This is a genomic window from Moritella marina ATCC 15381 (assembly GCF_008931805.1).
GTDB classification, from domain to species: domain Bacteria; phylum Pseudomonadota; class Gammaproteobacteria; order Enterobacterales; family Moritellaceae; genus Moritella; species Moritella marina.
This window is the reverse complement of sequence record NZ_CP044399.1, coordinates 2052772-2078953: the sequence shown is the minus strand read 5'-3', so window position 1 is coordinate 2078953 and position 26182 is coordinate 2052772. Positions and strand designations below refer to the sequence as shown.

At 40.8% G+C, this 26182-nt stretch carries 22 protein-coding genes; 13 read left to right on the top strand and 9 right to left on the bottom strand.

Annotated elements, in window-relative coordinates; genetic code table 11:
* Nucleotides 1-33: 33 nt before the first annotated feature.
* The gene (exaC, locus tag FR932_RS09365) at nucleotides 34-1554 is read right to left on the bottom strand and encodes an acetaldehyde dehydrogenase ExaC (RefSeq protein ID WP_019441783.1); all 1521 of its coding nucleotides are present in this window, start codon (nucleotides 1552-1554) and stop codon (nucleotides 34-36) included.
* A 118-nt stretch (nucleotides 1555-1672) separates the two neighbouring features.
* Between exaC and FR932_RS09360 the strand changes: the two genes are divergently transcribed.
* A complete protein-coding gene (locus FR932_RS09360; RefSeq protein ID WP_019441784.1) occupies nucleotides 1673-2614 on the top strand; it encodes an AraC family transcriptional regulator in 942 nt (313 codons plus the stop codon).
* 2 nt (nucleotides 2615-2616) lie between these two features.
* Here FR932_RS09360 and FR932_RS09355 read toward each other — a convergent pair whose 3' ends face one another.
* The 7 genes from FR932_RS09355 to FR932_RS09325 form a co-directional block, all read right to left on the bottom strand.
* Nucleotides 2617-3174 (bottom strand): GNAT family N-acetyltransferase, encoded by a 558-nt coding sequence (locus FR932_RS09355; RefSeq protein WP_240532413.1) that lies wholly within the window; start codon nucleotides 3172-3174, stop codon nucleotides 2617-2619.
* Between the two features lie 19 nt (nucleotides 3175-3193).
* Nucleotides 3194-4381 carry a MerR family transcriptional regulator gene (locus tag FR932_RS09350; RefSeq protein WP_019441786.1) on the bottom strand — a complete coding sequence of 396 codons (1188 nt, stop codon included), beginning with the start codon at nucleotides 4379-4381 and terminating at the stop codon, nucleotides 3194-3196.
* A gap of 165 nt (nucleotides 4382-4546) precedes the next feature.
* Entirely contained in the window at nucleotides 4547-4987 is a 441-nt protein-coding gene (locus FR932_RS09345) for a universal stress protein (RefSeq protein WP_019441787.1), read from the bottom strand.
* 219 nt (nucleotides 4988-5206) lie between these two features.
* Nucleotides 5207-6619: an FAD-binding oxidoreductase gene (locus tag FR932_RS09340; protein ID WP_019441788.1), complete on the bottom strand. Its 1413-nt coding sequence runs from the start codon at nucleotides 6617-6619 to the stop codon at nucleotides 5207-5209.
* Between the two features lie 292 nt (nucleotides 6620-6911).
* Nucleotides 6912-8576: a hydroxylamine reductase gene (gene hcp, locus FR932_RS09335; protein WP_019441789.1), complete on the bottom strand. Its 1665-nt coding sequence runs from the start codon at nucleotides 8574-8576 to the stop codon at nucleotides 6912-6914.
* A 187-nt stretch (nucleotides 8577-8763) separates the two neighbouring features.
* Nucleotides 8764-10356, bottom strand: a complete 1593-nt coding sequence (norR, locus tag FR932_RS09330; RefSeq protein WP_019441790.1) for a nitric oxide reductase transcriptional regulator NorR — start codon at nucleotides 10354-10356, stop codon at nucleotides 8764-8766.
* Nucleotides 10357-10489: 133 nt separating this feature from the next.
* Complete coding sequence (locus FR932_RS09325) at nucleotides 10490-11410, bottom strand: LysR family transcriptional regulator (RefSeq protein WP_019441791.1); 921 nt, start codon at nucleotides 11408-11410, stop codon at nucleotides 10490-10492.
* Nucleotides 11411-11535: 125 nt separating this feature from the next.
* Here FR932_RS09325 and FR932_RS09320 point away from each other — a divergent pair, with 125 nt between their 5' ends.
* The 7 genes from FR932_RS09320 (at nucleotide 11536) to FR932_RS09290 (ending at nucleotide 17472) form a co-directional block, all read left to right on the top strand.
* Nucleotides 11536-13443 carry an alkyl/aryl-sulfatase gene (locus tag FR932_RS09320; protein WP_019441792.1) on the top strand — a complete coding sequence of 636 codons (1908 nt, stop codon included), beginning with the start codon at nucleotides 11536-11538 and terminating at the stop codon, nucleotides 13441-13443.
* 76 nt (nucleotides 13444-13519) lie between these two features.
* Nucleotides 13520-13780 carry a hypothetical protein gene (locus FR932_RS09315; RefSeq protein ID WP_019441793.1) on the top strand — a complete coding sequence of 87 codons (261 nt, stop codon included), beginning with the start codon at nucleotides 13520-13522 and terminating at the stop codon, nucleotides 13778-13780.
* Nucleotides 13781-13829: 49 nt separating this feature from the next.
* A complete protein-coding gene (locus tag FR932_RS09310; protein ID WP_019441794.1) occupies nucleotides 13830-14351 on the top strand; it encodes a hypothetical protein in 522 nt (173 codons plus the stop codon).
* A gap of 40 nt (nucleotides 14352-14391) precedes the next feature.
* Nucleotides 14392-15381, top strand: coding sequence for an efflux RND transporter periplasmic adaptor subunit (locus tag FR932_RS09305; protein ID WP_019441795.1), 990 nt, complete (start codon nucleotides 14392-14394; stop codon nucleotides 15379-15381).
* Between the two features lie 295 nt (nucleotides 15382-15676).
* Entirely contained in the window at nucleotides 15677-16252 is a 576-nt protein-coding gene (locus FR932_RS09300) for a phosphoribosyltransferase family protein (RefSeq protein ID WP_019441796.1), read from the top strand.
* The gene (locus FR932_RS09295) at nucleotides 16253-16861 is read left to right on the top strand and encodes an HAD family hydrolase (protein WP_019441797.1); all 609 of its coding nucleotides are present in this window, start codon (nucleotides 16253-16255) and stop codon (nucleotides 16859-16861) included. It abuts the gene before it with no gap.
* Nucleotides 16862-16944: 83 nt separating this feature from the next.
* Complete coding sequence (locus FR932_RS09290) at nucleotides 16945-17472, top strand: DUF6942 family protein (protein ID WP_019441798.1); 528 nt, start codon at nucleotides 16945-16947, stop codon at nucleotides 17470-17472.
* Between the two features lie 16 nt (nucleotides 17473-17488).
* On the opposite strand, the gene FR932_RS09285 is transcribed toward FR932_RS09290, so the two are convergent.
* Entirely contained in the window at nucleotides 17489-19555 is a 2067-nt protein-coding gene (locus FR932_RS09285; RefSeq protein ID WP_019628909.1) for a hypothetical protein, read from the bottom strand.
* Between the two features lie 201 nt (nucleotides 19556-19756).
* Here FR932_RS09285 and FR932_RS09280 point away from each other — a divergent pair, with 201 nt between their 5' ends.
* The 5 genes from FR932_RS09280 (at nucleotide 19757) to FR932_RS09260 (ending at nucleotide 26180) form a co-directional block, all read left to right on the top strand.
* Nucleotides 19757-22948, top strand: coding sequence for a hypothetical protein (locus tag FR932_RS09280; protein ID WP_019441800.1), 3192 nt, complete (start codon nucleotides 19757-19759; stop codon nucleotides 22946-22948).
* 103 nt (nucleotides 22949-23051) lie between these two features.
* Entirely contained in the window at nucleotides 23052-23231 is a 180-nt protein-coding gene (locus FR932_RS09275) for a Flp family type IVb pilin (RefSeq protein ID WP_019441801.1), read from the top strand.
* 55 nt (nucleotides 23232-23286) lie between these two features.
* Nucleotides 23287-24153 carry a Flp pilus assembly protein CpaB gene (gene cpaB / locus FR932_RS09270; RefSeq protein ID WP_019441802.1) on the top strand — a complete coding sequence of 289 codons (867 nt, stop codon included), beginning with the start codon at nucleotides 23287-23289 and terminating at the stop codon, nucleotides 24151-24153.
* The gene (locus FR932_RS09265) at nucleotides 24146-25543 is read left to right on the top strand and encodes a type II and III secretion system protein family protein (protein WP_019441803.1); all 1398 of its coding nucleotides are present in this window, start codon (nucleotides 24146-24148) and stop codon (nucleotides 25541-25543) included. The genes cpaB and FR932_RS09265 overlap by 8 nt, the downstream gene beginning before the upstream one ends.
* Before the next feature lie 7 nt (nucleotides 25544-25550).
* Nucleotides 25551-26180 carry a CpaD family pilus assembly lipoprotein gene (locus FR932_RS09260; protein ID WP_240532414.1) on the top strand — a complete coding sequence of 210 codons (630 nt, stop codon included), beginning with the start codon at nucleotides 25551-25553 and terminating at the stop codon, nucleotides 26178-26180.
* Nucleotides 26181-26182 lie beyond the last annotated feature (2 nt).

Here is a 26182-nt window from a genome sequence, read left to right as displayed (position 1 = left end):
CTGCTAATTGAAGAGTTTAAAATAGAAACTTAACTAAAAGAAACCAAGTGGGTTAACGTCATAGCTAACCAGTAAGTTTTTAGTCTGCTGATAATGCTCTAGTGCCACTTTATGGGTTTCACGACCAACACCGGATTTCTTATAACCCCCAAATGCGGCGTGGGCAGGGTACATGTGGTAACAGTTTGTCCATACGCGACCAGCTTGGATCTTACGACCCATACGGTAAGCCACGTTCATGTCGCGACTCCAAACTCCAGCACCTAAACCAAATTCAGAATCATTGGCTATCTCTAATGCTTCAGCTTCGGTTTTGAATGTTGTTACTGCGATCACAGGGCCAAAAATTTCTTCTTGGAAGATACGCATTTTATTGGTGCCTTTAAACAAGGTAGGCTGGATATAGAAACCGTCTTCATGATCGGTATGTACTTCTTCAATCTCGCCACCAATAAGCAGTTCAGCGCCTTCTTCTTTACCAATCTCGATGTATTTTAAGATCTTCTCAAATTGTTCTTTCGATGCTTGTGCGCCAACCATGGTTTCGGTATCCAATGGATTACCACGTTTGATCTGTTGAGTGCGCTCGATGATCTTAGCCATAAACTGCTCATAGATATCTTCATGTACTAACAAGCGTGATGGACAAGTACAGACTTCGCCCTGATTGAAATAGGCTAATACCACGCCCTCGATACATTTACTCAGGTAAGCATCTTCATGGCTCATAATATCGGGGAAGAAGATGTTTGGTGATTTCCCACCGAGTTCGACGGTTGATGGAATGATGTTTTCAGCCGCGCATTTTAGAATGTGCGAACCAACAGGTGTTGAACCCGTAAACGCGATCTTAGCAATACGTGTGCTGCTAGCCAGTGCTTGACCCGCTTCAGCGCCGTAACCGTTGACGATATTCAGTACACCTGCAGGTAATAGGTCTTCAATTAACTCCATCAATACCAAGATAGATGCGGGTGTTTGCTCGGCAGGTTTTAAGATCACGCAGTTACCAGCAGCTAATGCAGGTGCTAGTTTCCATGCAGCCATTAAAATAGGGAAGTTCCACGGAATGATTTGGCCAACAACACCGAGTGGTTCATGAAAATGATATGAGACTGTATTCTCATCGAGATCACCAATACTGCCTTCTTGAGCACGTAAGCAACCTGCGAAGTAACGGAAATGATCAACCGCTAAAGGAATATCGGCGGCTAGTGTTTCACGAATGGCTTTACCGTTATCCCAGGTTTCAGCGATGGCTAATTTGGTGATATTTGCTTCTAAACGATCAGCGATTTTAAGTAGGGTATTAGAGCGAACAGTGACTGACGCTGAGCCCCATGCATCTTTGGCTTTATGTGCTGCGTCCAGTGCTAGTTCGATATCTAGGTAGTTGGAACGTGGAATCTGACAGATGACTTCGCCATTGATTGGGCTGATGTTGTCAAAGTAGCAGCCGTTTTGCGGCTCTACCCATTGACCGCCAATGAAGTTTTGGTAGCGCGGCTTAAAATTTATAAGTGCATCTTTGGTTCCAGGTGCTGCATAGATCATAACTCTTTCCTTTAGTTATTGTTTTTTGCGAGAGAGTGAAGTTATCATGACGCTGTGTCATAAACTGCGCTGGGAGTTCGCAAAAATTGACTCTCAGTCCATAACAAGGAAGTGTGTGATGCAGATATTGTCTAATCAAAAACCTAATAGAGGATCTAACCTCGATCCCGAATTTCAGCCAGAAGTGATGGTAGAAAACCAAACCAGCTATGACGGCCCCGAGTCTCAGTTAAGTATTTATGATACTTTTCAACAAGCTAAGCGGGTGGAGTTAAAGTCAGAAAACCCGTTATTTTGCGCCATGATCAGCGGTAAAAAGGTCATGCATAGTCAGGATGCCAGTTATGACAGTGACTTTGTCCCCCATGAATCCTTTGTATTAGCGCCAAGCCAAAGCGTTGAAATTGATTTCCCGGTTGCCAGTTTAGCAGCGCCAACCCGTTGTCTGGCGATTGAAATATCCACCGACCGCATCGCGAAAATAGCTGATAACCTTAATGCTCAAGCTGAAAAGCACAGTGAATTTGGCCCTGTGCAATATCAACAACAATTACTACATACCCATCACAACGCCCAGACGCAGGCACTATTACAGCGCATGACTGAGTTATACGTGGATGACGATCCTGATCGTAGTTACATGATTAATTTAGCGGTATCAGAATTGACGGTACGTTTGTTACGTCAGCAAAGTCGTGACTTTATGATGTCATTTTGTCAACAGCAACCCGATCGCAGTGGGTTAACTATGGCGGTTGAGTTTATTCAACAACACTTAAACGAAAGCATTGAGATAGACCAGTTGTGCCGTATTGCGTGTATGTGCAGAACGAAGTTTTTCAATCAGTTTAAAGCGCAATTTGGTTGTACGCCTTTGGCTTTCCAGCAGCAACAACGCCTAAAGAAAGCGGCGGAATTGATTAAGACGGGAATGCAGATAACCCAAGTTAGTTTTGAACTCGGGTTTGTCAGTAGCAGTCATTTCAGTCGTATCTTCAAACGTTTTTATGGTCTTAGTCCTAAGTCGTATCAACACCGTCATAAGATGGTGTTGAATTAGACTTAACTAAAAGCGGCATGATAAGTGACTTCACCCACAGGTATTGCTTTGTCTACGCTCGCTTTGTCTACGCTCGCCTTGTCTGTCGTCGTGCAGTCATCATCACATAATGATTTAATCATAAAGTATTCAGGCGGCACGCCTGCAAGTGTTAAATTTGTATGAGCCTCAAAACCAAAGCGACCGTAATACTCAGGTTCACCCAGTAAAACGACACCAGCTGCATGTTGGGACTTTATTGTTGCTAAACTAGCTTCGATAAGTTGGCGACCAATGCCTTCACCTTGGCGCTCTGGGGCAACGGCTACTGGTCCAAGTCCATACCAATTAGTCGTAACACCATTAATCGCGACAGGAGAGAGGGCGATATGGCCAATAATGCCCGTGTCATCTTCAGCCACTAAAGAGACAGTTAATACGCCAGCATCACGTAACTTATTAATAATAAGATGCTCGGTCGGTTTTGCACCGGGAGCATGGTGTGGGTGATTCTCAAAGGCACGATAAGTTAAGGTTTCTATCGCGTTATGATCTGCTGTCGTTTCTGTTCTGATTGTCATATTAATTCTCATTTTCACTTTAATTTCTAAGTTTAAGTACAAACATTTGATAGCCATATTGGCCTAAGTACTTACTGTGGATTGTTAACTCTTTTTGTAAATCTGCTAAAGCAGGAGATACAAAAACATGGTCTGCTAACTGATTCGCTTTTTGCTGCAAAGGCAGCAGGTAGTTGTCCCAAGATGCTTGGTTCAAGGTATAACTATCAATCACCTGATAACTCGCGTCTTCTATCATTTGTTGTCGACTGGCAACGGTGGCCATTTCAGGATAAGCGTCTAACCAGAATTGCTGAACCTCATCATCGGGTGAATCAGTTAACCAGACTAAATCGCTAACCACTAAATAGCCTTCTGGTTTAATAAAACGTTTCCAGCTTTCTAATGCCTGCTTTATCCCCATGATATAGGCGCTGCCTTCAGACCAGATAACGTCAAATTGTTGCTCTGAAAAAGGCATATCTGTCATGCTGGCACAAATCAGTTCTATTTGTGGTAATGAGTGATCTAGTGGCGGTAGCTGCTGCGCTAAATGTTCTTTTAAGCAACTTAAATTATATTCATCATTATCTAACCCAGTAATAGCAAATTGGGTATGTTCAGCGAGGGCGATTGTAGTAACCCCTTTACCACAACCAATTTCTAATAGCTCACCCGTTTTAACTGCGATGCTACTCAATGCCTTTATTGAATCATCTGTAGAGCTGGGACCTAGTCTGTCTAATCCATCAAAGATGAACTCAAATTCACGCATATATTGCTCATGATTATTCATATCTTTTGATAACCATTTTAACCTCAACGCTTGTGTTTCACTGAATCCCTGTGTCATTAACCAATCTAAGTGGGCTGATGGCGCGTGTTTATCCGTCGTCTGGTGCCAATCTCGCATTGAACTCATGCCTAACATGGACGAAAGCAGCTCTCTCGACTTCTGCTTTTGGGCTATGTCTTCATCCAACGTCTGTAGTCGCTGCAGTAATTGTGCTCGATTAATTTTAGCTTCAAGGCATGCTTGGCATTCTTTAAGCGACAATCCACCTGCCTGTAATTGTTGTAAGAGTTTAACGCGCTGGAGATCGAACTCGGAATAGCTTCGATAGCCATTCGCTTGCCGTTTAGATGAAATTAGCCCAAGCTTTTCGTAATAAAGCAAAGTGGTACGACTTAAGTTAACTTTTTGTGCTAATTCAGAAATTTTATACATTCGATTCCCCCTCATTAATAGCTAGACTATAAACTATGAAGCCTTAGACAGGTCAAGGGGCATTTTTAAATAATCAGAAATTAATAGAAAAGAGCAACGGCGGGGGGGAGGAGTTAGCCTTCAACTATCGCCGTTGAAGGTCTGAATTAAGTTGAGGCATTATTTTTAAAGATAAACAATTAATAGATCGGTATCGACAGCGTTAGCAATTTTTCGTATTGAAGATATTAACCGGCTCCATAAATCATGGTGGTGTCCACACACTAATAGATCAGCTTCTAATTGATGGATAGCTGTGGTTAATTCTACGTCTAACTCGCCCATTAAAACTAACCTATTTTCAACGGGGTAATCAAGCTGTTCAGCTAATGCGTTGAGATCTGTTTGGTAGTGCTCCTGTTCTTTTTCGTCTGGGTCTGTATCTTCGATGTCATGCGACGCTAACCATGGAATCCCCCCAGGAGCAGACACTTTCAAATGATGCGAACTAACATAAATAAGTGAAAGCTTAGCATTAGTCTCTCTTGCTAATGCGGTCGCTTTACCCATCACTATTTCACTGGGGTTAGTTAAATCGACAGCGACTAATATATGTTTATAATTCATTGAGTTTATCCTCTACTATGTCTCTTATTAAGCGTAGCAGAGTTAATCTAGTTGACTAGATTGAGGAATAGATCAGAGAATAAATTGAGGAATAAATTGAGGAATAAATTGAGGAATAAATGGGGAAATAACTCTGCACATAAAATCGAGCTATCGATAAAGTCAGCCACTTCACGATAACTCGATACTTACCTTGTATTATTTCACTCACTTGCTTGATTAGCTGAGTGCTACAGTGATATCCCCCTCAACTGTACTTGAACAGGCTAATACAAACCCTTGTTCAATTTCTGCCGCTGTAAGCGTTTCACTGCTGGTGGACTTCACTTCACCGCTAGTGACTTTACACTTACACGAGCCGCAAACACCTGCGCGACAAGCGCCGATAATTGGCACACCATTGTTTTCTAATAACTCTAATAGTGATGCACCTTGTACCACCTTTTTCTCTACAGCAAAGTCGGGCACGTACAACATAACACTGGCTGTTGATGCACCTGATGCGTCTAGTGAAAGGTTATCTTGCTGTTTGTTATCTGCAGCTGGTGTAAAGCTTTCTTGGAAGAAGTTTGCCATATCAAAGTCACTTTCTTGGGCAATATTTTCTACTGCTTTCATAAAGCCGACAGGACCACACAAGAAGATAGTACGATCTTGTAAATCTGGATATAACTGCTGAATAACGTCTTTACTCACCATGCCTGTTTGATGTGCTAGCGCGTTACTGTTGTTTTCACGACTGAAAGTAGCAAAACCATCACTGTTTTCCAGTAATAATTGCACTTTGAAATTGCTGTGTTGAGCGGTTAACGTCTGCATTTCAGCATGGAAGATAACGTTGTCTTTGTCTCGGGCGCAATGTAAGAACTCAATGTCTGCATCGCTATCTTGCGCTAATAATGTTTTGGCAATCGACATGACTGGGGTGATACCACAACCTGCGCTAACCAAAAGTAGTTTTGCTTTGTGTTGGCAATCGCTGCTATTGAATTGGCCGGCAATGTTTAATGCCGATAAGTTATCGCCGATAGCTAAGTTATCCGCTAACCAGTTCGAAACTAAGCCGTCAGGTACACGCTTAATGGTTAAACGTAATTGTTTTTGCTGTGGCACAGAGCTAATTGAATAGGCGCGATAATGGGTTTTACCGTCGATTTCTACCGCTAATGTCACGAATTGACCCGGTTTAAAATCAAATAAAGTTTGGTCTGCTGCCGCAAAAGTAAAGCTCATTGAGTCATGCGTTTCTAATTCACGCTTAACCAATACTAATGACGTTGTAGTCGGTGACCATGTCGTCGACTTTATGCTTGGTTTAGCTACCGTTTCACCAAGTGAAAAACTCAGCTTTGGTGTTGCCAGTTTTGAAGAACCCGACGACTTACTACCACCAAGAGCAAAGTTAAGCTTAGGTGGCGTTAACTTGGAAGTTGCTGGTTTAGCTGTGCTTTTTGAATTGTTGTTATCAGAACCACCAAGAGAGAAATTTAACTTGGGAGCTTGTAATTTACTGCTTACAGGCGCAGGTTTTTCTTTGCTCGTCGTTGATTGACCTAATCCAGCACTGTTTAGTTTTAGAGGCTTAAGCGCTGGTGGCGAAATGGTTGAAGACGGCGTATTTGAAGAAGACATTATTGCACCTATCGCAGTGATAATTTAGGAATGATTGTTATTAAAAACATGTTTATTAAAGATAGCGGCTAGAATGAAATATTTGAACTTGTAGCGGCTGTCTTTTTAATTCGAATGCAGATCTAAACCCCTAAGCATTGATTAAAGTAAGTCGACTGTTGTTGGCATGGATGCCAACCTCAAGCCCCCATGGATGGGTTTATGGCGTGTCGAACGTCTTTAATCAATGCGGTTTATCGCCGCATTGATCTGCGAGTGTTATTTACTCGCTAACATTACTTACCAGTCAATACTATTGACCTGAAAGCATAGTCACTAAGTCAGTTTCAGCATCGCCAACACTGCGCATATCAAAGTTATCTTGTAGCGCTTTAATCAAGTTGTCAGTTAAGAACGCAGGAGCAGTAGGACCGGTATAAATACCTTTAATACCTAAAGCGAATAAGGTTAATAACACCACAATTGCTTTTTGCTCGAACCAAGATAAAACAATGCTTAGCGGTAATTCATTCACACCACAATCAAACTCTTCAGCCAGTGCTAACACTAATTGAATTGCAGAATAAGTATCGTTACATTGGCCAACATCTAATAGACGCGGGATACCATTGATATCGCCAAACTCTTTCTTATTGAAACGGTATTTACCACAAGCCAGCGTTAGTACTACTGAATCTTTAGGTGTATTCACAGCGATGTCAGTGAAGTAGCTACGCTCTTCTTTATCACCGTCACAACCACCGATTAGGAAGAAGTGCTTGATGTTACCCGCTTTAACTTCTTTGATAACTGCTGGAGCAGCTTCCATTAGCGCGTTACGACCAAAACCAACAGTGATCATGTGCTCGATTTCTGTGTGCGCGATACCGTCTTGTGCTAATGCACATTCGATAACTTGCGAGAAATCATCGCCTTCAATATGCACAACACCAGGCCAACCCACGATGCTACGTGTGAATAGACGGTCTGCGTATTGACCTACGTTTGGATTGATTAGACAGTTAGATGTCATCACAATTGCGCCAGGGAAGTTAGCAAATTCTTTTTGCTGATTCTGCCAAGCGCTACCGAAGTTACCAACTAAGTGTGGGTATTTGTTTAGTTCAGGGTAACCGTGAGCTGGTAACATTTCACCATTGGTGTAAACGTTGATGCCTTTGCCTTCGGTTTGTTGCAGTATTTTTTCTAAATCATGTAAATCATGACCAGAAACAAGAATACATTTACCCGCAACTGGTTTCACGTTTACTTGTGTTGGTTGTGGGTGACCAAAGGTATTCGTTTCACCACGGTCTAGAATTTCCATGATGCGGTAGTTTAATAAACCAATTTGCATTGATGTTTCAAGTAGCGCATTAGCATCAACAGGTTCAGTACCTAAGAATGCCATGATTTGGTGGTATTCAGCGCAGATAGACTCTTCACTTTGACCAAGAACATGGGCATGTTCCATGTATGCTGCTGCGCCTTTAAGGCCGTACAAGCATAATAAACGTAGACCAATAATGTCTTCGTGTAATTCTTCATGACCACGGTTAACCGCTGCTTCAGGTGCAAAGTTCATGATTTCTTCAGCAGTGCTTGGTAATACAAACTGCGCTGCTGGAGATAATGCAGGTAATGTGTCGCCGGCTGCTGCAGCGGCTGCCATAACTTGAGTGCTTAATTGGATCTTGTAACGCTCAGCAATTTCAGTGTATTCAGTAATACGTTCTGGAACAAAGTTAACGTTAGTTAATGTAGAGAAGAATGCGCGTGGCGCCCAAGCATCGATATCAGCATCGATGATGTCGTATTTACGTGCTAGTTCGGCCCAGAAAGACACACCTTGGAGATTAAATACTAATATGTCTTGTAGGTCTGAAACATCAGCCGTTTTACCACACATACCTTGAGTATAAGAACAGCCTTTCGCTGTAGGTGTTTGAACCGTTTGCTCACATTGAATACAGAACATTTGAAACTCCATTATAATTATATGATTGATATCGAATTAACGATGATCTCATAAGCTATATTGCAGCTAACGTGCCAACTTTTATGTTATTGATATATAAGGTTATTGTATTTTTGTATATTATATTTGATGTAATAACTACAACCTTCATGATGTCATTATCACATCAAAAATGCGTTGATGTTGTTTAAATTAACTCTGTAGCACGTAATGTTTTAGGTTCAATACCAAGTTTTTTGCCCATTTTGTATAAATTACCCCGATCCATCTGTAAAAACTCAGCCGCTTGCGCCCACACGAAGTTAGATTGTTGCAGGGCATGGGAAATCAGCTTGGTTTGATAGCTTTCTACTGCACCACGTAGCTCAAATGATGTCGTGGGTAAATCATCGGCTGTTGTCTTTGTATCTGTATCTCTATCGCTTGCTGCTGAATAGGCGTAAGTGTGACTGACTTCATCGGATAAGTGTTGCTGTAAGATCAGGCTTTGCTGTGCTTGAATTGCACGCAGTCCCGCACGCATTAAAGTATGTTCTAATTCACGGACGTTACCAGGCCAGCTGTAATGATTAAGTGCTGTTAATGCCTTTGGGTGTAATTGCAATTTAGCCACGTTAAATTGGCTGCGTACACGATCGAGTATGTGCCCTGATAATACCGCAATATCACCTTGGCGATGGCGTAGTGGTGGGACCTTAATTGGAAACACATTTAACCTATGGTACAGATCACTTCGAAAGCGTCCCGCAGCGACTTCTTCGGTTAATTCACGGTTAGTTGCCGCGATAATACGGACATTGATCATTAAGTTCTTATCTGCGCCAACACGCTGTACTTCGCCTTGTTGGATCACGCGCAGTAGTTTAGCTTGCATTAACAGCGGTAACTCACCGATTTCATCTAAGAAAATAGTACCACCATCGGCTAGCTCAAATTTACCTGCGCGGTTACTGGTAGCGCCGGTAAATGCGCCTTTGATGTGACCAAACAATTCACTCTCAGCAAGGCTTTCTGGCAAAGCAGCACAGTTGACGTAAATCATTGGCTTGGTTGCGCGTGAGGATTGTGAATGTACCGCATGGGCAACTAACTCTTTACCTGTACCGGTTTCACCACTGATTAACACGGCGTAATCGGAATAAGCCACCATGTTGATATTGTTGCGCAGGGTTTGTATTTCAGGACTAATACCAACCAATTCACCGCCTTTATTGCGGGCCTCTTGGATCAGTACTTGATTCATATTCTGTTGTTGCTGGTGGCTTTTGTGCAATGCTTCAACTTGATTAACGTTTCTTATTGTTGCCGCCGCTAATGCAGCAAAGGTTGCCACCGTAATATCATCAATACGCTTGAAAGCCCCGACCGGCATAGCATCAAGGGTAATAAGGCCGACTAAATGGTCTTCTACATATAAGCTGCAACCCATGCAGTCATGCACATCAATCGAGCGGTTTGGATCATCTTTCAATAATCCATCAAATGGGTCTGGCAAGGTCGAACTCGCTGGGAATCGAACGGGTTCACGGCTGGCTAGGATCGCACGTAGGCGAGGGTGCTGCATTGGATCAAATTTTTGTCCCAATACTTCATCAGTCAAGCCATTTACGGCAGCGGCAGACAACAGACCTGAATCATCAAGAATAAACAAGGCACTTGCATCGCAAGGTAACACAGACTGTAGCGACTGCATTAAACGTTGGTAATGATGCCCTGACGGCAGGTTTAAATTGAGATCGAGTGCAATTTGTAACATCGCTTGGTCGAGAGTTGTTTGCATGCATAAGCCTTAATATCGAGAGTGATGTGATTTTTACATCGTAGGCTAAGGCTGTAAATGACTGTCTGTTGAAACGCCGGTATAACGAGGAGTTTGTTGATCTGGATTAATTTCTATACCTCAAGATACTTTCTTAGACACCACGATATTTTTTCGCCGCGCGATTAAACAGTTCTCTAAACCACTTGTGCATCGCATCATTGGTGCGTGATGAATGCCAGTAAATGGCTACTTTGACGGGTTCTTGTAAGAAATCAGCGTCGAGCTGTTTGAGGTTGTGGATGTGAATATATTTATCCACTAGTTTTTGTGGCAACAAAGCAATGTAATCACAACGCTCAATCACAGGTAGCATTTCCATGATACTGCTGGCTTGCCAAGCGACACGACGTTTACCGAGTATGCCTTCATCTTTAAGACCGCGCCCTAATAAATAACCGCCTTTTTTCTCAAGCTGAGAATGGGTGACGTGACTTTCGAATAAAAACTCTTCAGGTGTGATCGCGTTACCCGTCAGTCTTGGGTGATCTTCTCGACACATCACACTCAAAGTATCTTCCATTATCACTTTAGATCGTAACTGCGAGCTTTGGTTTGAGTAGGCTTCGATAATCAAGTCACACTGTTGTGAACGCAGTATATTGCTGTGGTCGTGACTGTATAAAGGTTCAACTTTGACACTCGCTAGCGGGGCTTCTTGACTCATCAGTGCTGATAGTTCTGGCAATATAGTGAAGCCAAATACGCTGAGCGAAGAGACCACAAATTCTTTATCGCACTTCAATGGATCAAATTTTTTGAATTCCGGCAGCATATACGCGATATTTTCGACAGAACTTGCCAGCGTAGGGTATATGTCTAATGCAAACTGTGTGGGTTCAACGCCACGGCTACCGCGGATAAACAAAGGGTCCTTAAACACTTCTTTTAATCTCGTAACACCTTGGCTCACTGCCGATTGGCTGATGCCCAAGCGTTTTGCTGCTTCGGTATAACTTTTCTCTTCAAAAATCGCGACAAATGTGGGGATTAAACTGTAATCTGAATGCTTCATATCTTACCCTGTAAGGAAATAACCCAGCTGATATAAGTTAACTTATATCACATATCACTTAACTTCTGCGTTTTTTAGTTACTCTAGCTTCATTAAATATGTTTAAACATTTAACGAGGCTTAATATGAAACGCTCTATTATTACTTTATCTGTACTTCTCGCGACTTCTCTCTCAAGCACCGTATCAGCTGGTGACAATCATCAGCATCGTTTTGACGGTGTTAATGTTGATATCCCTACATTGTCTCACGATTACTACTTAGGTCAGAATTCTGGCGCAACGCATTTTTGGCATGGCGATACTAAAGACATGACTTTTACCCGCACTGGCGGTAATGATGCTTTTGATGCGAAATCTGACAAGGTTCACCCACAGTTAACCGCGCATTCACAAAAAATGGATAAAGGTATTTTTACTTATAAAAATAAATTCTTCCAAGTTTATGGTTATGGTTTAACGTCACCGATGATTGTTGATGGTGATAATGGTTTATTAATCCTAGATCCGGTTGAGTCAGTCGACAAAATGCAATTAGTCATGGCTGATTTTCGTAAAGTAACAGGTAATAACAAGCCTGTTACAGCTGTTATGTACTCACATTGGCATCCAGATCATTACGCCGGTGTACGTGGTATTGAAGGCGCTGAAAACGCTAAAATTATTGCTCATGAAACCTTTATGGAAAACGTTGTTAAAGGGTCAATGGGCGGTACTGGTCCAGCACTTGGTTTCCGTGTTGATTACTCGTTAGGTACTTTACTTAATGTTGAAGAAGATGGTCGTGTTAACGGTGGTTTAGGGCCTGATTTTGAAATAAAAGAGCACAGTCTAATTAAACCAAATACCTTAGTTACAGGTAAGTTTGGCAAGCTAGACATGGAAATCGAAGGTATAAAAGTAGAGTTCCAGCACGTACCTTCTGAAGCATCTGATGAGATCACTGCTTACTTCCCTGAATTTGACATGTTATTTGGCTCTGAAGTTATTCAAGGCGAAAGCTTCCCGAATCTGCATACTATTCGTGGCACACAATATCGCGACCCAAGTATCTGGTTCCCTGGTGTTGATATGCTACGTGAATATAACGCTAATACGATGATGGTGTCACATGGTCGCCCGGTAAACGGTGCTAAACATGTTGATGACACATTAACGTCATACCGTGATGCGATCCAATTCACTTATGATCAATCAATCAAAGCGATTAATGATGGTGCGACGCAAGAAGATTTAATCCGTCAAATAAAATTACCAGCACACCTAGTTAACCACCCGTGGTTAGGTGATTTCTATGGTTCGATTCGTCATGCTGCAAAACAAATATTTGTTGGTGAAATGGGCTGGTTTGATGGTGACCCAACAACATTAAACCCAACTTATTCGGTAGAAGCATCAACACGCTACGTCAATATGGTTGGCGGTAAAGAGAAGATGATGGAGTTTGCAATTGACGCCTGTGATAACGGTGATTATCAGTGGTGTGCAGAATTGGCAACACACGCAATTCGTATTGATTTAGACGATATGGCGCCACGTCAATTAAAAGCAACAGCACTGCGTGAACTGGCTTACCGTGAAACCAATAACAATTGGCGTAATTGGTTCTTAACTTCGGCCCAAGAGCTTGATGGCACTATCGATTACTCTAAAAAAATCAACCTGCAAGCACCTGATTTGATGGCTGAGTTTGAACCTGCACAATTGGTTAGCGCGATGCGTTTTGGTTTGAATGCAGAGCGTAGTCAAGATAAGCACTTCACTGTAGCGTTTGAATTTGGTGATACTAACGAGATCCATGCACTTGAAATTCGCCGTAGTGTTGCGCAATTCCATCAAGATTTTGCAGGCCAACCTAAAGCAACCGTTAAGCTAACTAAAAATGTATTCCTAGGATTACTGGTTGGCAAAGTCGATTTTGTTGAAGCCGTTAAGCAAGGTTACATCAAGGTCGAAGGCGATGCTAAAGCGGTGCCAGAGTTCTTCAGCTTATTTGATAAGCCTGCGGAGTCTCCAAAAATCACGCTTCGTTAATTAGTTCTAGAAATGAATAACCCGAGTATGCCATCACTCTACATCCGCTGGCATACTCAAGTTTAGGAACGAGACGATGAAAAAAAGAGTAGTTAGTACATTATCAGTGATGTTTTTCAGTTGTAATCTCGTGGCATTTAACGCGTTCGCCTGCGGTGGTGATGTCGACATGACAGTGCCGCATATTCATGATGAAAATGGTTTACTTATTGCGATAGAAAAGGCTAATAGCAGCCCATCAAACCAGCATGCACTGAAACAAATCGATATCTATCAGATTTTCTCCGGTGAACTGGCAAGTAATAAAGATGCTCATCAGCATGGTAAAACGCATTAACCTCGCAACGTACTTATAACTAAAATATGAGAACTAAATAGGAAATAATATGAACATCTTAAAAAGTATTTTCCGAGTGATCACGATAATTTGTACAGTTTTATTTAAATTTACCTGCTTCATGTCCTTGATGCTTTGCGGTGCATACCTACTGGCGCCACTGGGTAAAATCAATTCTAAAGGTATTGACTTAAGTACCTTCACGAACACGCCTAATGACACCATGATGATTGTGTTTAATTCGGAGTATTTTAGTGGTTACCTATTTTCCGTTACCCTCGCGGTGGTTATTTTTGTTGTCTACCTACTCTGGCAGCTGCACGAAGTGGCTGTACATAAAGCGCAGGAACAAAATAGTACCCATATCCAATTGGTATTTGCGTTGTCACTGTGTGGCTTGTTTATACACAAAGCTTGGTGGGTGCTGGCCATTATCATTGCGTTTGCTAACTGGAAACATATCGGCGCTTCACTCACCGATATTATCAAAAATAGCTTAGCGACAAGGCATAGTCGTGCAGAAATTGATGAGGTAAATAAGGTGATGAATGAAGAGGCGAAATCACATTAATTAACATGTCTATTTACAACCAGAATAAAAGGGTAAGACAATGAAAGAAATAATAATTCCGTATATCCTACTGATGTGGGTATTAGTTTCTACCGGCGCGATAAAGTGGTCTTTAAAAAGTGCGGTGTGGATAGTATTTGGTGGTGTGTTTATTTTAGTTATATTAGGCATAATGTCACGCTTGTGGGCGCCTGTAGATTTAACCTATTCATCAACAGTTAAAGCACCTCATGCAGTGCTGTCACCGTTATTTGGTGAAGAGATTGACCAAGTTTTTGTAGAACACAATCAGGTGGTTAAAAAAGGCGCCATTATTTATACCCTAGTAGACACCAATTCTGCTGCGGATATAGAGAAAATTAAAGCCTCTATTGTTAAACAAGAAGAGTCTATTTCGCAAATGCAGCGCGATTTGACACGAGCGAAAAAATCACCAGAGATATTTAAATTTAGAGACGTTGAAAAATTTAAATCTGATTTGAAAGTCGCTAATGCTTCGTTGCTTTCGTTGCAAGCTGATTTAGATAAAACGTTATTCGTGCAACAAAGAAAAACGGTTAGAGCGCCTTTTGACGGACAAATTGCGGTGGTTAATATCGCCGATGGCAGCCGTATTGGTAATATGCATATTTATGATACGTCGAAGAAATTTGTAGAAATGCGTATTTCTGATCAAACTTACCGTTATGTAGAACCGGGACAATTTTCAGAGTTTTATGTCGATGCTTATCCGGGTGAAATATTCCGTGCTAAGGTACATAGCTTTACCGCTGGTACAGGTGAATCATCGATCTCTCCGATACAAGGACCACAGAGTGTAAGGCAGCACGTAGGCGCAAATACCAGTGCCCATGGTCGTACTGTGATACTTGAAATAATTGAACCCGAAGGAAAAATAATTCCAATCGGCGCGACAGGTTCTGCTTGGATAGCAGCTAGAAAACCCCATGCATTCTTTGGTTTTATTGATGTGATTGGCGCCGCGACGGTTCGTTTACATTCGTACAAGTCATATTTAAACGCAATTTAATTTATTTTTAGGCTAGTGCCCTGTTTATACTGACAGGGTGTAGCCATTAATCCTGAAATACTAATAAATTTTGGCGTAAATATCTCCAAAATAAATACTTAGTCTATAGTTATGCTACAGGCGAGTTAGTACAAATAACATGGCATTAAATATAAGTGACGGCCTGTGTACATCATAATAAATAAGCCCGCCTAGACTCTGTTTGATACCTATATTTTTTAATATTTAATCACTCAATATAATTATTATTAGGTGATTAAAGGCGTTTATTTAAATATTCGTAGAGAGGTAATAAATGAAAGTATTAACATTAATCGGTGATGATTTTGTACAGAAGTGTGACAATTTAGCGAGTTTAGCATTGCGGGATTTCCGCCCTGATGTCGTTGTCGGTGTGGCGACTGGTGGGAAGTATGTCGTCGAAGCTAAAAGTTCATTCACAAACTTTAATCAGTTAATTGTCAAACGACAAAGACCAGCAACAAAGAAAAAAGAAAAATTGAAAATTCTCAATATGTTAAAATATTTACCTAAGTTTTCTTTAAACTCATTAAGAAGTCTTGAAGTTTATTATCAAGAAAAGAAATTTAAAAATAACGCAGTGAAGAGGTGCGCTTCGGATGTGAAACTTATTTCTGGTGATGTTTCTTGTTTAAAAAAACCGGGTTGTAAAGTGCTCATTGTAGATGACGCTGTGGATAGCGGAAATACGATGTTAGACGTGTTTGATTTCATCTCAGGTATTAATGATAGCTGTGATGTGAAGACAGCTGTATTGACGACAACCTTTACCAATCCTATTCATAACGCGGATTTTACGCTTTATTCCAAAATATTATTAAGATGTCCATGGGCTTTGGATGCAAGATAAATGGTATCAATTTATGACCTAGACCTAACATTAATAAGAGTTAATTCTTTTAAACATTGGGTTATATTTACGCTTATTTTGTTACCTTTTAATTTGTTTACGTTCCTGCCTATTTTAATATTGTATTGCCATCGATGCAGTGGACTTGTAGGTAGGTTCGAATTTAAAAAAAGGTTAACAACCATTCAATCAGAAAGTAAATATTGGAGCATCGCTGGATTTATCTTTTCCAGGTATTTATGCTTATTTACCAATAAAGGTGTATTAAAGCATTTAGATCAGCCTGGGATAAATATTATTGCGTCTGCAGCACCTGACATTTATGGGAAGTGCTTACCCTTTCTTGATAAATTTGATCATGTTTTATTCTCTAATTTATCTGATGGATATTATATAGAACTTCTCGGTGATGCTAAAAAGGTCGCTGTGATTAATGATATGAAAAAAAATAACATTACACTCAGTTGGTTACGATTTTATACTGACAGTTTAGAGGACTTACCTTTGGCTAGAATTGTGAATGAATTATATGTTGTCTATACCAAGGAAGCTGTGTTCGAATCGTTCAAAAATGAATTAGCTGATATCAAAGTCAGTCTATTAAAATAACAAGTAGAGTAGGGTCACTAGTACGTGATCCTGCCGCTATGTATAATACGCCTCTTTTTAATAATATATAGGTGTATTGGGTGATGACAAACAAAGGACTTGGTTGTGCTGAATTTACATTGGCAGTGTATTTGGCAAATACGCCGAACATGTTGGAATACCAAGGCATAAGCAGCGTTAATTCACTTGTCAGTGGTGAAGTTAATGCGATTGGTCAAGCCTGTGGTAATGGCTGGCGTAAAGTATTTAATGTGTATGCTAAATTGTTGTATGCGTTAAATGCCGATCATTTTGATTTTGCGAAAAAAGCCCCGAATTGGCAGCAATATCGTGATGGTTATTTGCTACAAGCAGGTAGTGCAACTGCCTTGTTATTTAGTCCGCCAAAACTCGATGATAATCCCCACACTCTTCATATTATATGCGGTCGTACTTATGCTAAAGACCTATTGGCATCAGGTCAATTACAGGCTAACTTAATTTGGTTAGATGATGAATTTGCGATTGATGTAAAGAATCGTTTAATTGTCTGCCCTTATTTTGATTACCGACAGTTATCCAATATCAAAATTGAACGCCTGTCGGTGATGTTAAGTGGGATCGTTAATTAACCACTGTCAGTTTAGGTTATAGCGTTTTAGATAAGCTAATGCGTTGGCCGCGATATTCCCCCGTTATAATCACTTCTTTAACGCTTGCGACATTACTGGCATTTGTAGGTCGCCATTGCAGGTCAATATCGCTAAATTGTTGGCTAATAGCACCTTCTTCGCCAATATCCCGTAGTAGCTCTGCAAGTGTCATATCGGTTAATGAAGCGCCGGACTTTTTTGACCAGTTTGTTAGCAAGTCTTTCGATAACATCTGCTTAGCTATTTTGATTGGTGAGCCAGCCAAATTATCAAATTGAATGTAATCAATCGCCCCTAAACGACTAATAATAATACGATTACTGAGCATGCTCATTCCGTAGGCATTGCCTTGTGTATAAGCTTGCGAGTAGATAATAGATTTTGTTTCATTATCAATAAGGTATATATTTTTATTCGTTAACGCAGCACTCTGTTTACCCGTTGGGTCGGAAGCGAGCTTAAGCACATTTTCAGCTAAGACTATTGTTGCTATTGATGAACCTTGCGCAATATCAATCCACCTGAGGGTATTGGTTTTATCGCTGACGATGAGTTGTTTATCATTATTGACGAAGGCGGCGTTATCTATGTCACTTTTTATTATTTCACTTTGTAAGTTCAAGGTTTGAGCGTTAATCACAACCGCTGGTGTACCAGCATCTTGTTGCACTAATAATGATCTTTGTTGCTTGCTTAATACGAGTATTGGCTGAGCTGAAGATAGGTCGTAACTGTTTCCAGTTGGCTTTAAAGTATCACTAGATAATTGTTTTAATTCAGCGCCTTGCCCATAACCTTTGCTAAATACAGCTGCGACTGTGTCATGGTTCAAAGACACAATTAACTCACTGATATGGTTGTTTTTACAACTTGCGGATGAAACCGGTAATACGGGTACGACGACAGGGGGTTTAGAGCCGCCAGATGCACGACTATAAGTACTAATTTTCGGTGCTGAAGCCAAAGGAGATGCTTGACTGTTTTTACCTAGTTTAGTTAAGAAAATACCGTTGTTACCCGTGCTATTACAGGTGTAACTCATGCTGTTATCACCATACATAGTTGGCTGATAAATCAAATAAGCATTTTTATTATGGTCGCCTTGAGCGGCTGATAAAATTTTTGATGCTGGCTGAGTAGTCCCACCGTCATTACAGTCATCGCCGAAAAGGGAACCGTAATCATCATCACAGTCTCCTCCATGGTGATCATCGTCGTCATCATCATCATCATCATCATCGTCATAATGGTCGTCGTATGTACTCATCGTTGGCGCTGTTTGCGTTGTCGTAGCGGGAGTAAACGTGTGGCTTAATCCTGTGGCTGTATCGATTTGTAGTAGTTTATTATCATAGGTAAGTGCCAGTAGCATACCGGTATTTTCATTTATCGTGATGGCACTGCTAGTGGATAGCGTACGCATCGGGTAAGAACCAGGAATAAGATAGCGCTTATTTAAGTTTACATAGCTATTATCTAAATCCGTTTGCTTCAAACTTTTAGTGATATCAAAGCTACCATTACTGACCATTTTATCAACCGCCGCTGATATTTTTAACGCTCTGGAATCGCCTTTCAATGACAGTGCGTGGGTAAAAGAAGCGAGTAACAAGTTTGTTGCTTCTTTTGGCCCATGCTCGGTATTTAGTTTATTAAAATCAAGATTATATTGATCCCCAAATAGTTGCTGTAAATACGTTTGTGCTTGGGCTTGTACTTGTGCAACGCTACCTGAAAATTGTGGATTAAATAAAATTTCATTTTGAATCAATGTCGTAAACGGACTGACAACATCTGCACTTGCTGGCGCGGTAAGTACATAGTCCCTATTTTCGATAAGAAAGGGCGCAGTGTTATCGCTCGCCACACTCCATAGCGTCGGTACCTTTTTCTCACCAGCTGTGCAAGTGTAATTACGATCTGTATCTACGCAAATTGATTGCTTACTGTAGTCATAGAGATCGGATTTCGTTGTACTGTTTTCTTCGCTGCCACAGCTCACTACGAGACTACATCCCGCTATGAAAACCGCTATTTTAGATAGTTTAAATTTTCCATTCATATAGATAACACTTTGTTGTTTGAAGTTTTATACCGGATACCTTCTGTAAGCCAGTCGTTTAAATGTAAATAAAGATGATTAATAAAATATATGATCAAATACAATTGATAATCACTCTCATTATCGTTAGTATATGCGAAATATTATGTTTGACTATAGTTTTCATAAAGTTATTTATATTTAAATAAAAGGGATAGGTAAATGTTGTTAGGAGTAAACAAATCACTGCTCGCGTTAACGGTGATTTCAGGTACGTTGTTAACGGGTTGTAATGAAGCAAGCCCAGATCAAAAGTCAACCAATTCGACGCAAGCCACTATTAAACCGGATGCTCCTGCTGGACCTATCGTGAATGATGATCTTGATCAGTTTGGCTGGTCTTGGAGTCGTAATTTTAGTGATAAACAATTTTATGAAATCAAAATCCCCAATCAACCATGGTCGACCGTTAATGGAAATCCTCACCAATTGGTGATTGATGGTATTTATGCTGCGGGTGATATTCAAGTTCGCGTCAAAGCAGATTCAAGTAGTAACCGAGCTGCAAGTGATGTACTGGTTAATCCCGTCATTTATACAGCTAATGTATCGGTTAATCGTCCCAAATCACCGACTAATCCTGTGCAAAATGACAGCTTGAATACCTTTGATTGGGATCTTGTTAGTGGTTTTAGTAACGAAAACGAATACGAGTACTCGTTAACTGGTGGGGTTAATTGGACGACTGTAACAAGCAAACCTCTGCTTGTTGGCGATGTTGATATTGATGTTGGCCATGTACAAGTGCGTGTTAAAGAAAATGCTGCTAGTGGCACTGTTGCTGGCGCTATATTAATTAGTACGCAAGCCTTTACATCTGGTGTACCAATCGTGATCTCAGCTCCTACTGCGCCTGTTATTTTTAACAAAAATATTGGTAATACAGGTTATCCGCAAGAAGTTAAAACCAATGGTTTTAGCTGGGACTGGGTAAAGAACGACAATACCGGCGCTGATTATGATGAGCCAGAGTATTATGAATTTACCAATGATGGGGGCATGACTTGGTTACCTGTCACGAGTCGACCGCAACATATTGGCGCAAAAGCGTATGCTAAAAACAAGGTCGGTGTGCGTGTTAAGAAAAACGCGATTGTAAATCAGGTTAATCCCGCTGGTCAGACACTTTATGCTACAGCTGCAACGAGTGATTTTTATGTAACACGTATCGTGCCAATGGTTACCTGGAAACAAGCAAATGCTCTTACATACAATGGTAATTGGGTAAGAGCTTCTAATACGGGGTGCTACATTGAATATGATGATCAGGGTGAAGACCCACAGTTTTGGAGTTATGCTGGCGATGCTTCTAGCGCAGATAAAGTGCCTAAATTATTAAACAAAGAATTTTGTGACATGCCAAACTGGCAGTTATTAGGTTCGACAGAAATGAAAGCTAAAACCTTAGTTGATTCGAGCTATATCGCAGGAACTTTCAAGAGTTATTTAGTGACTAGCGATAGCTATTATAAACATTGGGCATCTGAAACCGTTAATGATATTGAAGCACTGAAAGCAATTAGTGCAGGTCAAGAGGTTAGCGCTTCATATAGTACGAGAGTGATTCTAAAATGGGAATTACCAGATACAGCGAAAATATTAACAGAGACTACATCTACGAATAGCGCACTGAAAGCGCTAGTGTCATCGCAGAATAGTAATTGGCAAGCAATATCAACTGATTTAATTTCTGTTATCAGCAATATAGACTCGTTAGCTGGTCAACCTTTGACGCCATTATTATCTAATGTTACAACCGCTGAAACAGAAGCTAAAAAAGCATTTGATTCCCTCGTGTTGGCGTTAACGGAATACCAGGAGAAAATTAACTCATTGACACTTTACTCAACTATGCTCGAAAGCGATAGCAGTGTTGATAAAGTACTTAAAACGACGATCAATAACAATATAGCTGCGATTAAAGTTGATTTTATTAACCTAACCTCGCTACATACTTCATTCAAATCTGCATTAACAGTGACCCCCGCGTTAACTGCGCTGATTAAGTTAACTGATCAAAATGCCACAGCAAATAGCGCTAAAGATACGTTATCAAACGCAACCGTGGGCGCTGATATTCATGCCAAAAGTTTAGATTTATTTGCTGCCGCGGCTGCAATAACTGATTTTATTAATGCAAATATTAAGCTCACCACCGACCTAAACACGGCCATTAGTGAATTGCAGACAGTCAATAATAGAGCATTAATATCAGCGCTAGACAAGTTGTTAATTATGTTTAGTAATTTACCAACCACTGCAGATGTGGACGTCCTTACTGAACATGCTGTTAAAGGATTAAAGCGAGCCTCAACCGAAGGCTATAAAGTCGCGGCTGCGGATGCTGTCATTGCTACTCATTTTATCAAGTTAGACATCAATGGTGATTATTTACCAAGTGCTACAACTTACGCGCAAGGCTGGCGCTGTGTTATGGATAATCGCGATCTTGCTCGTCAACGCATTTGGACATTACTTAAAGATGGGCTGCCAAATGGTGCTGATGATTTAGCCTTTGATGCTTCAAGTTCCGGTATTGCAAGTGTGATGGGGGCTGGTGGTCTTATTGAGCTGAAAAATAATGCAGAGTTTTGTGGCCGTAGTGATTGGTCATTACCAAGAACAAATCAGTTAACGTCATTAGAAACAGGTGTGATTAATAGTAGTAAGACTATCGATGTTGATGTTTTCCTACATCATCTTGCGTTTAAACCTGAATATGACATTGCTTATTACACTGGTGGCGGAACCGTATTTTGGTATTGGACTGCTGACGATGTTAATAAAAATGCAAAAATTTACCACTATAAAACCAAAAATAAGTCTGCGATGAGTAGCTCTGCATCAAAACAAGGCGATGAAGATAAAGTCATATTAAGCCGTTTAGTCAGTGAAATTAAAATTACATATCAATTGCTGGATAGTGCTGGAGACATTACCACCGATGTTGATGAGGCTGTATGTGCTTATCAACCAGAGTCGAAGCAAGCATGGCAATTATTTGATAGCGCTGATGCAGTCGTTCGCATTAAAGATCATGGGAGCTCAAGTTCCGAGGCTGATACGGTATTAGCTGAAGTGGAACGAATTAATAATGAAAGTTTGTGTAATAAGAATAATTGGCGAGTACCAAATTTGGCTGAACTGCAGGGCTTAAGTCCTATTGATAGTAGTGTGTTCCGTTTTAACAACGTGGAAAAATCGGGTTCAACACTTTGCTATGTTAGTGCTGATGACGCTCAATTTGGTCGCCAGAAATGCTACAACATGGAAACTGACGGTATTAGTGATGTTTATAAAGCTATAAATAGTTGGAGTTCAAAATATGTCTATCGTTTAACGGCTTCTGAATAATCGATGGGTACTTTTATTTGGCAGTTTGTGATTCATCAGACTGCCAAGCGATAAATTAAAAAATTAATTAAAAACAACATAATAAAAAAAGAGAGATGAAAAAATGAAAAACAACAAACAAAAACAACGTGGTGCAGCAGCAATTGAATACGCAATTTTAGCGGCTGCTATGTCACTTATTATGCTGCAATTTTTTGGTTCTGACGGCAAGCTTTCGGATGCAATTGAGCAGACTTATGAGTCTGTTATTGAAAGATTAGATACAGTTAAAGCTGATAAATAATAAACATTAACTCAGAGAATATACGGTTTCGGCCGTATTAATAGAAGCAACAATTATGCATGCAAAACGTTTAGTTTATCTGTCTGTTTGTACGTCTTTACTTGGATTGATTTGGCTATTTTTCAGCTTGTCAGCACCAGTGAAAAGCACGTCTAGACAGGATGTCGTTAAGACTTATGAAGTACTTGTGACCACGCAGGATATCACTATTGGTCGTCCTTATAGCGCCTCGTTATTTGCCTGGAAAACGGTAAATGAACAGGATCTTAGTGCCCGCATCGATTTTATTGATAAAGCCACCTTTTTAATGTCGACATTAAAAAATACCGTAGCTGCGGATGATTTTGTCGCAGGACAAATATTAAGCCCATCAGATTTCTTGAAACCTGAACAAGGTGGCTTTTTGTCGGTGATGTTACGCCCCAGTTATCGCGCAGTTTCAGTACCTGTTGATCAAGTAACTGCTAACTCTGGCTTAATTGGTCCTGGTGATCATGTTGATGTATTACTGCTGGCATCAAAAGAGCAAGAACTGCGCTCTCGTGGTAATGAAACCCAAAGTTTATACGTAAAAACTATCGCACAAAATGTCCGAGTGTTGGCATTTAACGACGCCTTACAACTTACGCGTTATATGGAAAAGCAAAAAAACAATAAAGGCGTATTGCCAGATAACAGTACCGTGACGTTAGAAGTGTCACCGACACAAGCCAATCAAATCACCTTAGCCAATCAACTGGGTACATTGTCGATGGTCTTACGTAGTAAAAACAACTTAGATACAGATAATGTGGCAATCGCAGCTATCAATGTCGATGATATTTTACCTGCAATTAAACAAGTCCAACCGGATATTGGTTTAGTTGAATTTCGCGCTAAAGAAAAACGAGTGATGAGTAATGCAGGAACCGAAAATGATTAAACAATTAGTGAGCGCATTGTCGTTATTACTACTGAGCACAGTATTACAAGCGCAGACTTTGGATGTGGTATTAAACAAAGCACGATTAGTGGTACTGCCAAGTACTGCAAAGTCTATTTTCATAGCGAGTAGTGGTATTGCCGATTACCAAACTTTAACCAATACCAAGATCATGGTGTTCGGTAAGAAAACAGGGAGTACGTCTTTGTATGTACTGGATGCTAAAGAAAACGTTATTTATTCAGCGACTGTGAAGGTTAATCATAATGTCACTGAGCTTAACGATCTCATTCATGATGAATTTCCTGATGCATTATTTAACGCAGAATCAACCGCCGGTAAGTTGTTTTTAAAAGGGCAAGTTCCGACAGCCAGCATGGCGGAAAAGATAGTTCGCTTATCTGAGGGTTATGTCTCTGCGTTAGCAACAGCAAGCGATGTATCACAAGGTGCTGGTTCAGAAGGTGGCGCAACTGCTGCCGCGCCAGTTGCAAAAACAGATGACGATGAATTGATCAATCAATTACAAGTCACCATGCCAAATCAAGTTAATTTACGTATTCGTATTGCCGAGGTATCTCGTAAAGTGTCGAACAAATTGGGCATCAAATGGGGTTCACAAGGTTTTGGTACTGGTACATTTGCGTTTTTAGATAATTACGGCGGCAAACTGGGTGGTGTAAACCCTGCTGGTTGGGCTGATCTATCGGTAATCGTTGATGCATTGGCAACTAACGGCATGATGTCGGTGCTCGCAGAACCTAATTTAACCGCGATGAGTGGTGAAGAAGCGTCGTTTCTTGTCGGTGGTGAGATCCCGTTACCTTTGGTTTATAACGATACCGCGTCTGTGGAGTATAAACAGTTTGGTGTGAAGCTTGATTTTAAACCGACGGTATTAAGTGCGAATCAAATTAGCCTGCAAGTATTTTCTGAAGTCAGCACGGTATCTTCGGAAACAAGTGTGCAAATTGGCGGACAGGAGGGCAGTTCTTCATTCCCGACGTTTGTGACGCGCCGCGCTGCGACAACAGTAGAACTGGCTAGTGGTCAAAGCTTTGCATTGGGTGGGTTATTGCAGTCAAAAGATATTGAGCAGTTACAAAAAATGCCATTGTTGGGTGATATTCCAGTACTTGGTGCGCTATTCCGCTCAACCGAATTTCAACGTGAAGAAACGGAACTCATTATTATTGCGACGGCTTATTTAGTGCAACCGACTCGTTCTGACACATTCGCGTTGCCAACAGATGGTTTGATCCCGATGAGTGATGTTGAACGCTTATTAGCCTGGCCAATAGACAAACAAACAGCAAGTTCAACAACCAATGAAGATCGTACTGACAATCGCCAACCGCGACTGCTTGGCGATAACGGATTTTATTACTGAGGTAGTTATGCGGATATTTTCGATATTAATAATGTGTGGTTTGTTGAGTGCCTGTGCAATTGATTCTGTACAGCGTCAACCAGAAGTTCAAGTAGAAGCGGTTACGCACAAAATAGCGTTACAACTGGATCAAAAGGGATTATCAAAAAGTGATCAGGCCGCGTTGAATGAATTTATTTATCAAAGAGGTGATTCGTCAGCATTGCGGATAAAGATAGCCACTTATAGCAGCAAAGGCGCGAGTGCAGTACCTGCATTAACGGCATTGTTAAAACAGGCCGGTGTGTATCCATCTCAGGTAACAAGCGAAGTAGCTGAAACATCAACGGTAGCTGATGTCGCCTTATTCGTTGAATCTTATCGTAGCCTTGTACCTAATTGTGTTGCAGGGAAGCTGGATCACAGTATGTTAAATGAATTTAAATCGAGCCCTAACTTTGGTTGCGCCAATGCGAGTACTTTAGCGCAAATGGTTGCAACACCAAGAGATCTTGCTATTGGACGTACGCTCGATGCAACAGAGGGTCGTAAAGCTGTATCAAGAGTGGATACTTATTATCAGCCAACGACCAGCAATAGCGATCAAGCAGATAAAAATAACAGCAGTAGTATTTCGTCTAGCTTAGGAGGGCAGTAATA

Coding starts and splice junctions, on each gene's coding strand:
- exaC (WP_019441783.1), bottom strand. CDS start 1,554: ATGATCTATGCAGCACCTGGAACCAAAGATGCACTTATAAATTTTAAG.
- FR932_RS09360 (WP_019441784.1), top strand. CDS start 1,673: ATGCAGATATTGTCTAATCAAAAACCTAATAGAGGATCTAACCTCGAT.
- FR932_RS09355 (WP_240532413.1), bottom strand. CDS start 3,174: ATGACAATCAGAACAGAAACGACAGCAGATCATAACGCGATAGAAACC.
- FR932_RS09350 (WP_019441786.1), bottom strand. CDS start 4,381: ATGTATAAAATTTCTGAATTAGCACAAAAAGTTAACTTAAGTCGTACC.
- FR932_RS09345 (WP_019441787.1), bottom strand. CDS start 4,987: ATGAATTATAAACATATATTAGTCGCTGTCGATTTAACTAACCCCAGT.
- FR932_RS09340 (WP_019441788.1), bottom strand. CDS start 6,619: ATGTCTTCTTCAAATACGCCGTCTTCAACCATTTCGCCACCAGCGCTT.
- hcp (WP_019441789.1), bottom strand. CDS start 8,576: ATGTTCTGTATTCAATGTGAGCAAACGGTTCAAACACCTACAGCGAAA.
- norR (WP_019441790.1), bottom strand. CDS start 10,356: ATGCAAACAACTCTCGACCAAGCGATGTTACAAATTGCACTCGATCTC.
- FR932_RS09325 (WP_019441791.1), bottom strand. CDS start 11,410: ATGAAGCATTCAGATTACAGTTTAATCCCCACATTTGTCGCGATTTTT.
- FR932_RS09320 (WP_019441792.1), top strand. CDS start 11,536: ATGAAACGCTCTATTATTACTTTATCTGTACTTCTCGCGACTTCTCTC.
- FR932_RS09315 (WP_019441793.1), top strand. CDS start 13,520: ATGAAAAAAAGAGTAGTTAGTACATTATCAGTGATGTTTTTCAGTTGT.
- FR932_RS09310 (WP_019441794.1), top strand. CDS start 13,830: ATGAACATCTTAAAAAGTATTTTCCGAGTGATCACGATAATTTGTACA.
- FR932_RS09305 (WP_019441795.1), top strand. CDS start 14,392: ATGAAAGAAATAATAATTCCGTATATCCTACTGATGTGGGTATTAGTT.
- FR932_RS09300 (WP_019441796.1), top strand. CDS start 15,677: ATGAAAGTATTAACATTAATCGGTGATGATTTTGTACAGAAGTGTGAC.
- FR932_RS09295 (WP_019441797.1), top strand. CDS start 16,253: ATGGTATCAATTTATGACCTAGACCTAACATTAATAAGAGTTAATTCT.
- FR932_RS09290 (WP_019441798.1), top strand. CDS start 16,945: ATGACAAACAAAGGACTTGGTTGTGCTGAATTTACATTGGCAGTGTAT.
- FR932_RS09285 (WP_019628909.1), bottom strand. CDS start 19,555: ATGAATGGAAAATTTAAACTATCTAAAATAGCGGTTTTCATAGCGGGA.
- FR932_RS09280 (WP_019441800.1), top strand. CDS start 19,757: ATGTTGTTAGGAGTAAACAAATCACTGCTCGCGTTAACGGTGATTTCA.
- FR932_RS09275 (WP_019441801.1), top strand. CDS start 23,052: ATGAAAAACAACAAACAAAAACAACGTGGTGCAGCAGCAATTGAATAC.
- cpaB (WP_019441802.1), top strand. CDS start 23,287: ATGCATGCAAAACGTTTAGTTTATCTGTCTGTTTGTACGTCTTTACTT.
- FR932_RS09265 (WP_019441803.1), top strand. CDS start 24,146: ATGATTAAACAATTAGTGAGCGCATTGTCGTTATTACTACTGAGCACA.
- FR932_RS09260 (WP_240532414.1), top strand. CDS start 25,551: ATGCGGATATTTTCGATATTAATAATGTGTGGTTTGTTGAGTGCCTGT.